This window comes from Streptomyces sp. NBC_00250, from assembly GCF_036192275.1.
Lineage (GTDB): Bacteria > Actinomycetota > Actinomycetes > Streptomycetales > Streptomycetaceae > Streptomyces.
The window spans coordinates 4949638-4965015 of sequence record NZ_CP108088.1 but is presented as its reverse complement, the minus strand read 5'-3'; the positions used below and the strand labels follow the sequence as shown (position 1 = coordinate 4965015).

Genomic DNA, 15378 nt, shown 5'->3' with positions numbered 1-15378 from the left:
CCCGCTCGATGCGGATCCTTCCGGGTCCCCCTTGAGGACTAGGCGAGTCCTCAGGCCACGCTGGTGAACCTGGTGCCCTCGCCCGCGTACAGATCGGTCGTCCGACGGCTGAAGGGTGAGGTGGCGGAGCCGGTGGAGCGGTAGACGTACGTGCCGCCCGTCCCGTAGGCGATCAGGTCGGGGCGGCCGTCGTCGTCGACGTCGCCGGCGCCGACGAGCTGGGAGAAGGCGCCCCAGCCGCCGCCGACCCTCACCCGGGTGGTGAAGTTGCCGCGGCCGTCGCCCTGGTACAGCCAGAGGACGCCGGCGGTGTCGCGGGCGACCATGTCCCCCGCCGCCGTGCCGGCCATGTCGCCGACGGCGGTGAGCTGGTTGTAGACGCCCCAGCCGCCGCCGACCTTCACCCGGGTCGCGAACGGCTTCGCCACGTCGCCCGTGCCCTTGTAGAACCACAGCACGCCGGACGCGTCCGTGGCGAGCAGGTCGCTGCGGCCGTCGCCGTCGAGGTCCGAGCCGCCGGTCAGCTTGTTGTAGACGCCCCAGCCGCCGCCGACCTTCACCCGGGTCGAGAAGGTGCCGTCGCCCTTGCCGAGGTAGTGCCAGAGCACGCCGGAGCCGTCGAGGGCGATCAGGTCGGCGACCTGGTCGCCGTCGAGGTCGCCGACGGCCTCGATCTGCTTGTACGTGTTCCACCCGGAGCCGATCCGGGTGCGGCCGGCGGTCTCGACGTGGCCGTCCGCCGACCGGTCCCGCAGGTCGTCGCGCCACAGCACGCCGGAGGCGTCACGGGCGAGGACGTCGGTGGAGCCGTTGTTGGTGTAGTCGTGCGCGTTGTACGTGCGGCGGGCGGTGAACAGCCAGCCCTGGAAGGCGGGCTCGCCGACGCCGTCGAGCGGGGTCGCCTCGGCCGAGACGGCGTACCGGCCGTTCGGCGCGTCCACGCCGTCGATGCGGCCGTCCCAGGTGAAGGAGAAGCGGGTGCCGGTGGCGGGGGCCGGGACCCGCGTGTGGAACTCCTTGCCGGAGGCGATGTGGTGGAGCGAGACGTCCAGGGAGGCGTCGGAGCGGGACAGCGTCCAGCCGAGCGTCACCTCGCCGCCGGTCTGGTCGAGGTTCACGCTGTCGGGGATGTGGACCTGCTCGATCCTCAGCGCCTCGGTCATGTCCGCGACCTTGGTGACGGCCGGAGCGCCGCTCTCCGAGGCCACGATCCGGAACAGCCCGGATCCGTCGGCGGTCCGTCGGCCGCTGATCACCGCGCTGCCGTCGCCGGCCCCGGCCGAACCGGTCACCTTCTCGGCGATGTCGATCGTCTCGCCGCCGGCCAGCGGGACGGCCTTGCCCGGCCTCCAGGCGTTGCCGTACACGAGCCACCCGCCCACGAGCTGGGTGCTGTACTCGTCGTCGGCGCCCAGGACGGTCCGCTTCACCTGGCGCGTCGAGCGGTCGACGGACACGACGTACCGCCCGGTGCCGCTCTCCGACTCCTGCCAGGCCACGTGCGAACCGGAGAGCATCAGGGCGCTGGTTCCGTACCCGGACTCGGCGGAGGCGTACGTCTCGGAGACCGTCCCGGCCGTCGTGTCGATCAGCGCCCGGCCGCCGGTCCGCGCGCCCGCCGGGCCCGTCTCGTACCCGATGAGGGCGAAGCCGTCCTGGACCGCGGCGCTGGTGAAGAAGTGGTCGGCGTCCGCGGGCAGCCCCGAGATCCTGCGGCTGCTCGTCGCCGTGCCGTCCTTGGTCACGACGTGGAGTTCCGCCGTGCCGTCCTCCTTCGTCACCTGTGCGAGCACGCTCGTCGGGCTCAGCACGGTCACGTAGTTCCCGTTCAGCGCCCCCAGGTCGATCTCCACGCCCGGAGCGGTCGGGGCGGCCATGTTCCGCAGGGTGAGCGAACGCGCCCGGGCCATGAATCCGGTGTCCCCGAGGACGACCACATCGCTGCCCGACATCGCCCAGCCGCCGCCGTCGGGGCTCTGCAGCGGAGTCGGCTCGCCGCCCGCGAACGGCGTCCAGAGCAGCCCGCTGTCGGCCTCCTCGTCGCCGGAGCCGTACGTGAGGAAGCCGGTGGTGCCCGTACCCGTGACCCGGGCGGCGGCGGGAACGACGGGCAGCTCGGCGGCCTGACCGGCTTGAGCCGGGGCCTGGGCCGGGGCGGCCGCGAAGGCCGTCGGGGCGGTGGCGAGGGTGCCCGCGCCGAGCGCCGTGACGGCGAGGACGGCCGTGACGGCCGCGGCGAGACGGGTGGAACGCGTGCCGGTGGAGCGGAACTGCAAGGTGAACCCCCACGAGAAGGATCGGACACGGGAGTGCCGTGCCCGATCAGACTCACGACCGGGTCGAGTGGTTGTACGGAAAACCTCTGTTCGCCGGAAGGCGTCGTCGGCTCACCAGGCCAGCTGGGCGATCTCCTCCGCCACCACCGCGCACGCGTCCGCCGCGGGGTCGATCAGCGGGAAGTGGCCGACCTCCTCCAGGAGCGTCAGGCCGACCGCCTCGCCCGCCTTCGCGGCCGCCTCGGCGTAGGCGTCGGCGACGGTGTACGGCACGTCGAGGTCCGTACGGCCCTGGACGACGGTGGTCGCGATCCCGGTCGGCAGGAGCGCCGACGGGTCGGCGTGGGCCGCCCGCTCCTCGTACGCGGAGGGGTCGCCGAGCAGCTCGGTGACCGCGCCGCCGCACACACCCAGCTCGACCGCCCGCCCGAAGTGGGCGATCGGGGCGAGGGCGACGACCCCGCGCAGCGCGGGCGGGGCGGGCAGCCGCCAGGGGGAGCCTGCGGGCAGTACGTGGCGGGCGGCGGCCCACAGGGCGAGCTGACCGCCCGCGGAGTGGCCGGTGAGGACGATCCGCCCGGTGTCGGCCTGCGGCAGGTGCGCGGCGGCCAGTTCCGGCAGGGCGTCGAGCGCGGCGGCCACGTCGTCGAAGGTCTCGGGCCAGCGCCCGGCGACCGGGGCGGCGCCACCCTGTCGGGGGATGTCGCTGCCGCGCCGGTACTCGACGTTCGCCACGGCGAAGCCGCGGCGGGCCAGGAAGTCCACGAAAGGGGTCAGGTGCTGCCGGTCGTAGGGTGCCCGCCAGGCGCCGCCGTGCAGGGCGACGACGAGCGGGGCCCGGGTGTGGCCACCGCGCGGGGCGTAGAAGTCGATCACCTGGTCCGGGTGGTCGCCGTACGCGGCGGTGGCGTCCGGGGGGACGGCCGGGTGCGAGAAGGCGGACGCCTCTTCGGCGGCATCGCGCGCGGCGGGGTCCGGCATGCTGTTCCAACCTCTCGGGTACGGGGCCGAATTGGCCTGACCTGCGGGGACGGTACCAGGACCGGAGCCCCGCAGATCAGGCGATCATCGGACCGTCATCCCTCAGGCGGGGAGGCCGGCCAGGACCTCCGCGAGGGTCCGCGCGGCCCTCTCCGCGTCCGCGAAGCCGACGTACAGCGGGGTGAAGCCGAACCGCAGGATGTCGGGGCGGCGCAGATCGCCGACGACTCCGCGCTTGATCAGCTCGGCCATCACGGCCGGGGCGTTCTCGCAGCTCAGCGCGGCCTGACTGCCCCGCTCGCCGTGCGCCCCGGGCGTCACGGACGCGACGTGGCCCGCCGGCACGTACGCGCGCACGCACTCCAGGAAGAAGTCCGTGAGCGCCAGGGACTTGGCCCGTACGGCCTCGATCGCGACCCCGTCCCAGACGTCGAGCGCCGCTTCGAGGGCCAGCATGGAGAGGATGTCGGGCGTGCCGACCCGGCCCCGCACGGCGCCCGCGGCGGCCTCGTAGCCGGGGGTCATGGCGAAGGGGTCGGCGTGCGAGTTCCAGCCGGGCAGCGGCGAGTCGAAGGCCGCCTGGTGGCGCTCGGCGACGTACAGGTAGGCCGGCGAACCGGGCCCGCCGTTCAGGTACTTGTACGTGCAGCCGACGGCCAGGTCGACCCCGTGGACGTCCAGGCCGACGGGCAGGGCGCCCGCGCTGTGGCACAGGTCCCAGACCGCGAGCGCGCCCGCCTCGTGGAGCGCGGCGGTGATGCCGGGCAGGTCCTGCAGACGACCGGAGCGGTAGTCCACGTGGTTGACGAGGGCGGCGGCCGTGCGGTCGCTCACCGCGTCCGCCATGTCGGCCGGGTCGCACGCCACGATCTCGTGACCCGTCATCCGCGCCGCGGACTGCGCGATGTACCCGTCCGTGGGAAAGGTCGTCGCGTCGACGAGGATCTGGTCCCGGTCGTCACCGTTCAGCCGGGCCGCCGCGACGACCGCCTTGAAGACGTTCACGCTGGTCGAGTCGCCGACCACGATCTGCCCGGGGGCGGCGCCGACGATCGGGGCGATCCGGTCGCCGATCCGCTCGGGCGCGGTCCACCAGCCCGACTCGTCCCAGGAGCGGATGCGCAGCTCGCCCCACTCACGGGTGATGACGTCGGCCATCCGGGCCGGGACGTGGGCGGGCAGCGCGCCGAGCGAGTTGCCGTCGAGGTAGACGGTCCCGGCGTCGAGGGCGAACTTCTCGCGGTGCTTGCCCAGTTCGTCGGCGGCGTCGAGGGCGTGTGCCTGCTTCTGGAGGTCTGCCATGACCTCGGTCTCAGACATGGCTGCGCGCCGTCCAGAGCTCCGGGAAGACGTTCTTCTGCGCCCGCTTCTCCAGCCAGGCCACGCCCGCCGAGCCGCCGGTGCCGGTCTTCGAGCCCATCGCGCGGCGGGTCGCCACCAGGTGGTCGTTGCGCCATCGCCAGACCAGTTCGGCGACATCGCTGAGCGCCTCGCCGAGACGCACGAGCTCGGCGTTCTGGTCGGCGTCCGCGTAGATACCGGCCCAGACCGCCTCGACCTCGGTCGAGGGCTCGTAGCGCTGGGCGAGGTCGCGGCCGAGGACGGCGGCCGGGACGGGCAGGCCGCGGCGGGCGAGCAGCCCGAGGACCTCGTCGTACAGGCTCGGCTCGTGGAGCGCCTTCTCCAGCTCGGCGTGGACGCGGGGCGCGCCCCGGTGCGGGACGAGCATGGACGCGGACTTCTCGCCGAGCAGGAACTCCATCCGCCGGTACATCGCGGACTGGAATCCGGAGCCCTCGCCGAGCGCGGCGCGGTAGGCGTTGAACTGGCCGGGAGTGAGCTGGGCGAGCGGACGCCAGGAGTGGTTGAGGGCCTCCAGCTCGCGCACGGAGCGCTTGAGCGCGTCCATCGCGACGGGGACGCGGTCCTCGCGCAGGGCGCGGCTCGCGGTCTCCCACTCGTGGACGATGACCGTGAACCACAGCTCCATGACCTGGGTGGTGACCAGGAAGACCATCTCGCCGGGGTCGTCCGAGCGGAGGTGCTGGAGGTGGGTCAGGACGTCCGCCTGGACGTAGTCCTCGTACGGCGTCGTGCCGGCGAAGTCGAGGTTCGGGTCGTTGGTGACCGAACCGGCTCCGGAATCGGGAGAACCCGGGGAGAGTGACATTTCTGTCTCCTCGATACGAACTACCGGGTAGCGGTCTGCTCCACCGCGCGCACGTCGTTCCGTGCGTCACGGGAGCCCCGGTCCCCTCGGGAGGCGGGCTTCGTCGCGCGCCGTCCCAAGCGCATCATGACACGATCGGCCCGGTGATGTAGCTCCCGTCTTCGTCATACGGAAACGCGTTCGAACGGCATCCGTTCAGTCCCTTGATCTGCTGCATCATCGCGGGCGCGAGCTTGCCCGGACCCGGGCAGCCCATGTGCTCGCGGATGCCGATCTCGTGTCCGACCTCGTGGTTGATGATCAGATGCCGGTACTCGGCGGCCTCCCCCGCGAAGGTCGGCGAGCCCAGCATCCACCGCCGGAGGTTCACCACGACCCCGTCGGTGGTCTCGCAGTTCAGCTCGCCGTGGGTGTCCAGGCCCTGCTGCAGGCAGAGCGCGTCGGCGGTGTCCGGGGTGGCGATCCGGATGACGAAGTCGGCGTCCTCCGACACCAGCTGGAAGCGGCCCCGGCCGTGCGCGGCCCAGCCGCGCGGATGCGCCAGGATCTGCTGGATCTCGGCGGCCGCCCCGCGCGCCGACAGGTCGATGCCCTCCTCGACCTGGACCTGATAGCGGCGCAGCGTGCCGGTCTCGCCGACCGGCGTACCGGAGGCCTGCGCGGTGGTGAAGGTCCCGGCACCGGACTTCGGCACGGTGGGGGGCGTCTTCTTCGGGGCCTTCGAGGCCTCCGGGGTCTTCTTCGGGGTCTTCTTCGGCGTCGGTTTCGCCGTCGCCTTCGGTTTCGGCGGCGGCTTCGGTTTCGCCGTCGTGCGCCTGGGGGCGGGGACGGTCTTCTCCGGGGCCGGGCTCCCGGTCGTCGACTCGGGCGCGGGGACGACGGCCGGGGCCGCCGCCGTGTCCTCGGGCGCCCGACCCTCGAAGTGGGCCAGGGCGACACCGGTGCCGAGCGCGACCGTCATCAGGGCCAGCGCCGGGAGCGCGAGCCGGCCCGCGGGGCCGCGTCCGCCTCCACCCCGCCGCCGACCCTGCGTTTTTCGCCGTCCTGCGGATGCGGCACGCTTGCCCACGACAGACGTCTCCCCTGCGTCGGCCGGCAGTGGGGGAAGAGGAGATGGGGCCTCGGTACCGGCGGCTTCGGTCCTGCGGTCCCGGGGATCGTACCGACCCCACTCGAACACCTTCGAACGTACCAGGGGGGTGTGTCCGGATTTCCCCCGGTCCGTCGGACAGGGCGAAATCCGGACAGTGTCAGACGACTTTCAGCCGACGGACGACGACGGACGATGTCAGCCGAGCGTCTCCGCCGCGGTCTCCGAGGAGTCCCGCAGGAAGGTGGTGCAGCGCTCGTACTCGTCCTTCTCACCGATCTCGCCGGCCGCACGGGCGAGCGAGTGCAGCGCGCGCAGGAAGCCGCGGTTCGGCTCGTGCTCCCACGGCACCGGGCCGTGGCCCTTCCAGCCGTTGCGGCGCAGCGCGTCGAGGCCGCGGTGGTAGCCGGTACGGGCGTAGGCGTAGGACTCGACGACCGAGCCGCGCTCGTAGGCGTCGTCGGCGAGCTGGGCCCAGGCGAGCGAGGAGGTCGGGTACTTCGCGGCGACGTCCGCCGGCGCCGTACCGTTCGCGAGCAGCTCGCGCGGACCCGGGTCGTCGGGCAGGTGGGTGGGGGCCGGTCCCCCCAGGAGGTTCTCATGCATGGCCATGGGGCCCAGTCTGCCTCAGTCCCGGCGCCCGGAGGCCTCGTGGCCGAAGGACGTGCGTCGGAGGCCCCGCGACGGCACCACCGGTGTCGGAGACCCCGTGGCGCAGACACGGCCCGCCGAGGCACCGGCCCGCGCAGGACCGCCGGGCCCGCTCAGGACCGCCGGGCCCGCTCAGGCCGCCGCGTCCCGCTGTCCCGGATCGAGTGGCGGGGACGACACCCCGCAGTGCACCTTGCACTCCGGGTGGCAGTCCGCCCCCGCCGGGGTCCGCATCGTCGTCCAGGCGAGCACCGCGCCCACCACCAGGATCCCCGCGCACATCGGCATCGCCCGCCGGAACGTCTCCCCGAACTCCTCCGCCGAGCGGTACGCCTCCGGCCCCATCCCGGCGAGCATCGGCAGCGCGGCCACCGCGAGCAGCCCGGCCGCCCGTGCCGCCGCGTTGTTGATCCCGCTCGCGAGGCCCGCCCGGGACACGTCCACCGAGGCGAGCACGGTCGCGGTCAGCGGCGCGACCAGGGCCGTCATCCCGAGCCCGAGCACCAGCATGGCCGGCAGCACGTCCCGCACGTAGGAGGCGTCCTCGCCGACCCGCAGCATCAGGAGCATCCCCGCGGCGCACAGCAGCGGCCCCACCGTGAGCGGGATCCTGGGCCCGATGCGCTCCCCCAGCTCCCCGGACTTCGCCGAGAGCAGCAGCATCAGGACGGTCGTCGGCAGCAGGGCCGTACCGGCGCCGAGCGCCGAGTAGCCGGCCACCACCTGGAGCTGGAGGGCGGCCAGGAAGAAGAAGCCGCCGAAGGCCGCGTACACACAGAGGGTCACCAGGTTGACCGCGACGAACATCCGCGACGCGAAGATCGACGGCGGCACCATCGCCGACTCCCCGCGCCGCCGCTCCACCACCACGAACCCCGCCCCGACGAGGACCCCGGCCGCCGCGGCCCACCAGGCCGCGCCGATCAGCGCGTACGTCACGAGGGCGAGGGCCGCCGCACCCAGGGCCGCGCCGAGCACGTCGAAGCGGCCGTGCGCGGTCTCGTCCCGCGATTCCGGCACGTGGCGCAGGGCGACGGGGACGCAGAGGGCGGCGAGCGGCACGTTCAACAGGAACACCCACCGCCAGCCCGGCCCGTCCACCAGCCAGCCGCCGACGAACGGCCCGATCGCCGCCCCCACCCCGCCGAAGCCGGACCACAACCCGACCGCCCTGGCCCGGTCCTCCTCGTGGAAACTCGCCTGGATCAGGGCGAGCGATCCGGGGGTGAGGAGCGCCCCGCCCACACCCTGGAGGGCGCGGGCCCCGATCAGCACCCCGGCGTTCGGCGCGAGGCCGCACAGCAGCGAGGCCAGCGCGAACCACACCACCCCGATCACGAAGACCCGACGGCGCCCGAACCGGTCGCCCAGCGCCCCGCCGAGCAGGATCAGCCCGGCGAGGGTCAGCATGTAGGCGTTGACCGTCCACTGGAGCACGGCCATGTCGGCGCCCAGGTCCTCCCCGATGTGGGGCAGGGCGACATTGACGACGGTGGAGTCGAGCAGCGCCATCCCGGAACCGAGGACGGTGGTGAACAGGATCCACCGACCGGTCCCCGAGGCCATCCGCACGTCCCGCACGCCCATGCCAGCATGGTCCCGCGAAGCGCGCCGCCCCGCCCTCCGAAACGGTGGCCTCAGGTCGTGCGCAGTCGTCCGGCCGCCCGCACCAGGGCCTCCATGCCCCGCTCGGCCTTCTTCCGCGGACAGCCCACGTTCAGCCGGACGAAGCCGGGCGTGCCGTACACCCCGCCGGGCATGATCGCGACCTTCTCGACCGTGACCAGCTCCTCCTGGAGCCTGGCCTCCTCGATGCCGAGCGGCCTCAGGTCGATCCAGGCGAGATAGCCCGCCTGCGGGGGTGCCCAGACGAGCTCGGGAAGGCCGTTCGCGAGGTGTTCCCGGACCATGCTCATGGTGCCCGCCACGTAGGCGCGCAGCTCGTCCAGCCAGGCCGCGCCGTGCCGGTACGCGGCGATGTGAGCGGTCAGCGAGAGCACCGCCGGCGAGGCCAGTCCCTCGCCGGTCTCCATGCGCCGGACGAAGGTCTCGCGCTCGTCGGGGTCGCCGATGATCCCGTACGAGCCGGAGAGCGCGGGGAAGTTGAAGGCCTTGGTGGCGGAGGTGATCAGCGCCCAGCGGCGGCCCCGGCCCCGCTCGGCGATCCGGGTCCACGGGACGTGGCGGTGGCCCTCGGTGGTCAGGTCCGCGTGGATCTCGTCGCTGACGACGGCCACGCCGTGGCGCTCGGCGAGCGCGGCGAAGGAGGTCAGCTCCTCTTCCGTCCACACCCGTCCGGTCGGGTTGTGCGGGGAGCAGAGCAGCAGCATCGTGCTGTCCGGCCGGGCCAGCTCCCGTTCGAGCGCCTCGGTGTCTCCGACGGGGACGCCGCGCAGCTCGCGCCCGAGCCCGGCGACGGCCTTGCGGAAGCCGTCGTACGTGGGGGTGTGGACGACCACTCCGTCACCGGGTCCCGTCCACATCCGCAGCAGCTGGGAGAGCTGGTTGAGCACGGAGGGCGCGTACACCAGGGAGTCCGGGTCGATGTCGGCGTCGAACCGGCTCGCGTACCAGTGCTGGATCGCCTCCCGGAACTCGCCGAGCCGCCAGTCCGTGTAGCCGAAGACCCCGTGGTCGACGCGGTCGCGGAGGGCCGCGAGGACCTCCGGCGGGGAGGCGAAGTCCATGTCGGAGATGGTGAAGGGGAGGAGGTCGGGCACGCCGAAGCGGTCCGCGATCCCGTCCCACTGGACCGACCAGGTACCGCGCCGGTCGATCTCCCGGTCGAAGTCGTACGCCGTCACCGTCATCCTCCTCCAGACGTGCCGAGGGCCCGGTACCCCCACGCCAGGGTGGAGGTACCGGGCCGCTCGTACAACGCTTGCCTCAGCGCTTACTTCAGCTTGGTGCCGGTCGAGCGCAGCGCCGCGCACGCCTCGGTCACCCGGACGGCCATGCCGGCCTCGGCCAGCTTGCCCCAGGTGCGCGGGTCGTAGGTCGACTTGATGCCGACCTCGCCGTCGACCTTCAGGACACCGTCGTAGTTCTTGAACATGTGGTTCGCCACCGGACGCGTGAAGGCGTACTGGGTGTCGGTGTCCAGGTTCATCTTCACGACGCCGTTCTCCAGCGCGGTGGCGATCTCCTCGGCCGTGGAGCCCGAGCCGCCGTGGAAGACGAAGTCGAACGGGGAGGCCTTGCCGTACTTCTCGGCGACACCGGCCTGGAGGTCCTTGAGGAGCTCCGGGCGGAGGACGACGTTGCCCGGCTTGTAGACGCCGTGCACGTTGCCGAAGGAGGCGGCGAGCAGGTAGCGGCCCTTCTCGCCCAGGCCGAGGGCCTCGGCGGTGCGGAGCGCGTCGTCGACCGTGGTGTACAGCTCGTCGTTGATCTCGTGGCTGACGCCGTCCTCCTCGCCACCGGTCGGGGTGATCTCGACCTCAAGGATGATCTTGGCGGCGGAGGCCTGCGCGAGCAGCTCCTGGCCGATGGCCAGGTTGTCGGCGAGGGTCTCGGCGGAGCCGTCCCACATGTGCGACTGGAACAGCGGGTTCTCGCCACGGGCGACGCGCTCGGCGGAGACGTCGAGCAGCGGACGGACGTAGCCGTCCAGCTTGTCCTTCGGGCAGTGGTCGGTGTGCAGCGCGACCGTGATGTCGTACTTCGCGGCGACGATGTGCGCGAACTCGGCCAGGGCAACGGCGCCCGTGACCATGTCCTTGTTGTACTGGCCGCCCAGGAACTCGGCTCCGCCGGTCGAGATCTGGATGATGCCGTCGCTCTCGGCCTCCGCGAAGCCGCGCAGCGCGGCGTGCAGGGTCTGGGACGAAGTCACGTTGATGGCCGGGTAGGCGAACTTGCCTGCCTTCGCCCGGTCGAGCATCTCGTTGTAGACCTCGGGGGTTGCGATGGGCATTCGTCCGCTCCTTGTGATGTGCGGGAGTGTGTGCGTTGCTGTCCCTGACCTGGGGGCGACGTCATCGTCGACGCCCATCCTTCCAGACTCTTCTCCGGGCTCCCACGGGCACGGCATGCCAAGGGGCGGGGTGTTTCACGTGAAACACCCCGCCCCTTGGTAAAAATGCAGGTCAGGACCGTTCTTGCCCGGGTCCAGGACCTAAGTCACGACTTCGCGGCGGTTACGCCAGGTCAAGATCGGCCAGCTGGTAGCCCGTGAGGTAGGCCAGACCCGCCCCGGAGATGGCCTCGGCGGCGCCCCGGTCGACGATCGTGGCCACGGCGACGACCTCGCCACCGGCCTCACGGACGGCCTCGACGGCGGTCAGCGGCGATCCGCCGGTGGTCGAGGTGTCCTCGACCACGAGGCAGCGACGACCCTTGACGTCCGTGCCCTCGATACGGCGCTGCATGCCGTGCGCCTTCTGCGCCTTCCGTACGACGAAGGCGTCGAGGCGCTGTCCGCGCGCGGCGGAGGCGTGCAGCATCGAGGTCGCGACCGGGTCGGCGCCCAGGGTCAGGCCGCCGACGCAGTCGAAGTCCAGGTCGGCGGTGAGGTCGAGCATGACCTGACCCACCATCGGCGCGGCCTCGCCGTCCAGCGTGATCCGGCGCAGGTCGATGTAGTAGTCGGCTTCCAGACCCGAGGAGAGGGTCACCTTGCCGTGCACCACGGCCTTGTCCTTGATCTGCTGGAGCAGCTCAGCGCGTACGTCAGTCATGGTCAGCAGCTTAAGGGGCGCCGCGGGGACACCGCTCAGAGGCGGCGCCAGCTCCAGGTGCTCTCGACCTCCAGCGGGTCGATCGGGGTGACCAGGCGCGGATGGGTGTTGAGGCCGTTCGGCGGGCCGGACTGCGGCTCGACACAGACGGCTTCCTCGGGCTCGTCGTAGATCACGACCCATTCGGCGCGGCTGGTCACCTTCAGCTCCAGCTCCTCCGGCCAGGTGAGGGTGACGTCGACGCCTTCGGGCATGCCGAAGCAGTCGTCCCATGGGCCGGGGAGGGGGTCGATCCGGCGCCCGGTGGGCAGGTGGTTCTCCCCGCGCTCCTCCTGCCAGGCGGCGGTGAAGTCGAGGCGCACGTCCTGACCGCCCCGGCCGAGGTTGCGCAGGAACCAGGGGTGCCAGCCGGCCTGGGCGGGGAAGGAGTCGTCATAGGTCTCGACGCCGAAGCGGAGGGTCAGGGAGTCCTCGGCCAACTCGAAGACCTGGGTGACCCTGCCCTTGTACGGCCACGGGTCGCCCAGCTCGCAGGTGAAGACGGCCTCGGTCGCGGAGGTCCGGGCGGGCTTCCAGGCGAGGTCGCGGACGGTGCCGTGGATGGCGTGCGGGGGCGCGTTGACCGGCAGCTGCTGGATGGTCGCCCCGTTGCGGAAGCGGCCGTTCTCGGTCCGCCCGCACCAGGGCACCATCGGGAAGCTTCCGAACCGCTCGCCCTGGCGCAGCACCTCGGTGTCGCCGATGCGCAGGCTCTCGATCCGGCAGCCGTTCTCGGGGCTGATGGTCAACTCGGCGTCGCCCGCCGTCAGTCGCGTCTGCATGCTCACGCCCTGACCCTAATCGTGCGAGACCCCGAACGAGGCCGACCGTTTCCGGGCACGTTTCAGCGGCGTCGGCGCAGCGCCCGGCTGACGACCACGGCGGAGGCGAGCGCGAGGGCAGCGGCCGGTGCGATCCAGCGCAGGGTGGCCCCGGCGCTGGACGACTCGGGGGCGGGAACGGGTGCGTACCGGCCGCGCGGTGGGGCGTGGTCGACCTCCTCGGCGCTCCGCCCGATCATGGTCCGGCGGGCGTGCGCCGCCTCGGCGGCGGGCTGCGGGGCGGGGAACTCGATGGGGGTGTCGGCGAAGCCCTCGTCCAGGAGCGGGTCGAGGGGCGGCGGCGGGATCTGCGCGTCGAAGACGGGACTCCGCCGCGGCTCCTCGACACCGTCGTCGACACCGTCGTCGTCGGTGTCGGGCTCGGCGGCGGCCGCCTCCGGCTCCTCCACCGGCTCCGGCTTCTCCACCGGCTCCGGCTCGTCCGCCAGCGCCGCCAGCGCCTCCACGAACTTGTCGAGCAGCCGGGCGCCCGCCGTGGACCGGGCCTCGTCCGTCGCCTCGGCGAGCCTGCCGGCCGCCGTCAGGCCGCCGGTGAAGCTCAGGCTGGTGCCCTCGGCCACCGGAGTGAGGACGACGGTGAGCGACAGCTCCGCCGTGCCCTTGCCCCTGGCCTCGGTGCCCTGGCCCTCGTAGGTGATGGCACCGTCCCGCTCGACGACCTTCAGGGCGCCCCGGTAGGTGATGGTGTTGCCGCCGACCCGCACCTTGAGCCGGCCCGTGAGGGGGCCCGCCTCCGCGTCGGCGTCCCGCTGGAGGCCGGGGACGCAGCGCACCACCCGGGCCGGGTCCGTGAGCGTCGCGCGCAGAACCTCGGCCGGGACCGGGACGAACACCTCATGCTCCATGGAAGCCGAGCCTACTCAGGCAGCGGCGCGGCGTCGCCTGTTCCGCACGGGAGCCGCTCCCCTCGGCCGCCGTCCTCAGCCGCCGTACCGCGGGTGCACCAGGGTCGAGGGGGGCAGTTCGGGGCCCCGGCCGCGCTCGGCGCGGCGCGCCGCGGCCTTCAGGGTGCCTTCGCCGAGCGAGCGCAGCCGGGGTGCGTCGGGGGCGAGGCCGAGGGCGGGCGGGCGGCTGCCCGGGACGGCCAGGAGGAAGCCCCAGTCGTCGGGCCCCTGTCCCGTGCCGCTGGCGCGGTCGGCGCGGTCGGGTCCGGCGGCGAAGCCGGGGGTGCGGCCGCTCGCGCTGTAGGGGCGGGTCGCGAAGCCGGCCGCGTGCAGGGTGGCGTCCACGGTCCAGTAGGTACGGGGCCGGTCGGTGACGGATCCGGCGTGCACGGCGAACCGCCCGGAGGGGGTGAGGACCTGGGCCACCAGACCGTAGAACTCCTCCGAGTACAGCTTGGTGCTCGGGGTGATTCCGGGGTCGGGCAGATCGGAGATCACCACGTCGTACCGTTCCTGCACACGATCGGTGGCGCCCCTGAGCCAGTGGAAGGCGTCCGCGTAGACCACCCGGACGCGGCGGTCGCGGAACGCCTGCGCGTTGAGCGTGGCGAGGGCCGGGTCCGTACGGGCGAGGCGGACGACGCCCGGGTCGAGTTCGACGACGGTGACGGAGCGGACTCCGGGGTAGCGCAGGGCCTCGCGGGCGGCCATGCCGTCCCCGCCGCCGACGATCAGGACGCGGGCGTGCGCGCCGTTCATCGCCGGGTGGACGAGCGCCTCGTGGTAGCGGTACTCGTCCTGGCCGGCCACCCGGAGGCGTCCGTCGAGGAACAGGTCGGGCGGGCCCTCGCGGCCTCCGGTCACGACCACTTCCTGGAGCTCGGTGTGGACGGCGACGCGTACCTGCTCCCCGTACACCGCCCGGCGCGCGGCCTGTTCGAAGTCGTCGACGAGCACGGTCGCCGTGGCGAGGACGGCGAGCACCGACACGTTCACGGCCACGAGCAGGGCCCGGGAGCGGGTCGTCAGGTCCCGGCGGAACACCCACAGGACGAGGCCGCCGCCCGCCACCACGTTGACCGCGCCGGTGACGAGGGCGCCGGTGAGCTGGCCGAGCCAGGGCAGCAGGAGGAACGGGAAGGCGAGGCCGCCGACCAGCGCCCCGACGTAGTCGGCGGCGAAGAGGTCGGCGACCGTCCCGGCGGCGTCGTCCTGCTCCCCGAGCGAGGCCTTCCGTCCGGAACGCCCGGAGCGCCCGGAGCGGTCGGCCCGCCCCGGGGCCTCCGGCTGTCCCCCGGCCCGCTGTATCAGCGACATCAGGAGGGGGATCTCCGCGCCGATGAGCACCCCGATGGCGAGGGAGAACGCCACGAGCACGTACCGCGATTCACCGAGCCAGGCGAAGGCCGCGTAGAGCACCATCGCCGAGCAGCCGCCGACCAGCGCGAGCCCGGCCTCGACCAGGCCGAAGCCGACGGCGGCGCGGCAGCGCAGCCGCTTGGCGAGGAGCGAGCCCACGCCCATGGCGAAGACCATCACGGAGAGCACGACGGAGGCCTGGGTGACCGAGTCGCCGATCAAGTAGGAGGCGAGCGCGACCAGTTCGAGTTCGTAGACCAGACCGCAGGCTGCGCAGACGAAGACCACCGCGAGGACCGGGAACCGCACCGTCTCGCGCGGCGGCTCGGGCCGCAACGCGGGCGCCCGCCGCACCCTCTTGGGTGGCATGGTCACGGTCGGCTCGATCATGACCGTAACGCTACGTC

Annotated in this window: 13 protein-coding genes; all 13 read right to left on the bottom strand. The window is 72.9% G+C overall.

Annotated features, from left to right (window positions below; genetic code table 11):
- Positions 1-50: 50 nt before the first annotated feature.
- Positions 51-2276, bottom strand: coding sequence for an FG-GAP-like repeat-containing protein (locus tag OG259_RS22550; RefSeq protein ID WP_328943902.1), 2226 nt, complete (start codon positions 2274-2276; stop codon positions 51-53).
- A 111-nt stretch (positions 2277-2387) separates the two neighbouring features.
- Complete coding sequence (locus OG259_RS22545) at positions 2388-3257, bottom strand: alpha/beta hydrolase (RefSeq protein ID WP_328943901.1); 870 nt, start codon at positions 3255-3257, stop codon at positions 2388-2390.
- 102 nt (positions 3258-3359) lie between these two features.
- Positions 3360-4559, bottom strand: a complete 1200-nt coding sequence (gene kynU / locus OG259_RS22540) for a kynureninase (protein WP_328947152.1) — start codon at positions 4557-4559, stop codon at positions 3360-3362.
- Between the two features lie 10 nt (positions 4560-4569).
- Positions 4570-5427: a tryptophan 2,3-dioxygenase family protein gene (locus tag OG259_RS22535; protein WP_328943900.1), complete on the bottom strand. Its 858-nt coding sequence runs from the start codon at positions 5425-5427 to the stop codon at positions 4570-4572.
- 124 nt (positions 5428-5551) lie between these two features.
- Positions 5552-6388 (bottom strand): DUF3152 domain-containing protein, encoded by an 837-nt coding sequence (locus tag OG259_RS22530; protein WP_328943899.1) that lies wholly within the window; start codon positions 6386-6388, stop codon positions 5552-5554.
- 327 nt (positions 6389-6715) lie between these two features.
- Positions 6716-7129 carry a DUF3151 domain-containing protein gene (locus OG259_RS22525; RefSeq protein WP_266893592.1) on the bottom strand — a complete coding sequence of 138 codons (414 nt, stop codon included), beginning with the start codon at positions 7127-7129 and terminating at the stop codon, positions 6716-6718.
- A gap of 171 nt (positions 7130-7300) precedes the next feature.
- Positions 7301-8755 (bottom strand): MFS transporter, encoded by a 1455-nt coding sequence (locus OG259_RS22520; protein WP_328943898.1) that lies wholly within the window; start codon positions 8753-8755, stop codon positions 7301-7303.
- Positions 8756-8805: 50 nt separating this feature from the next.
- Complete coding sequence (locus tag OG259_RS22515) at positions 8806-9978, bottom strand: MalY/PatB family protein (protein ID WP_328943897.1); 1173 nt, start codon at positions 9976-9978, stop codon at positions 8806-8808.
- A gap of 83 nt (positions 9979-10061) precedes the next feature.
- On the bottom strand, positions 10062-11084 hold the full coding sequence (gene fbaA, locus OG259_RS22510) for a class II fructose-bisphosphate aldolase (RefSeq protein ID WP_328943896.1): 1023 nt from the start codon (positions 11082-11084) through the stop codon (positions 10062-10064).
- A 223-nt stretch (positions 11085-11307) separates the two neighbouring features.
- The gene (pyrE, locus tag OG259_RS22505; protein ID WP_328943895.1) at positions 11308-11847 is read right to left on the bottom strand and encodes an orotate phosphoribosyltransferase; all 540 of its coding nucleotides are present in this window, start codon (positions 11845-11847) and stop codon (positions 11308-11310) included.
- Between the two features lie 35 nt (positions 11848-11882).
- Entirely contained in the window at positions 11883-12668 is a 786-nt protein-coding gene (locus tag OG259_RS22500; protein WP_328947151.1) for an aldose epimerase family protein, read from the bottom strand.
- Between the two features lie 62 nt (positions 12669-12730).
- Positions 12731-13573 carry an SRPBCC family protein gene (locus OG259_RS22495; protein ID WP_328943894.1) on the bottom strand — a complete coding sequence of 281 codons (843 nt, stop codon included), beginning with the start codon at positions 13571-13573 and terminating at the stop codon, positions 12731-12733.
- 75 nt (positions 13574-13648) lie between these two features.
- A complete protein-coding gene (locus OG259_RS22490; RefSeq protein ID WP_443051998.1) occupies positions 13649-15361 on the bottom strand; it encodes a spermidine synthase in 1713 nt (570 codons plus the stop codon).
- Positions 15362-15378: the final 17 nt, after the last annotated feature.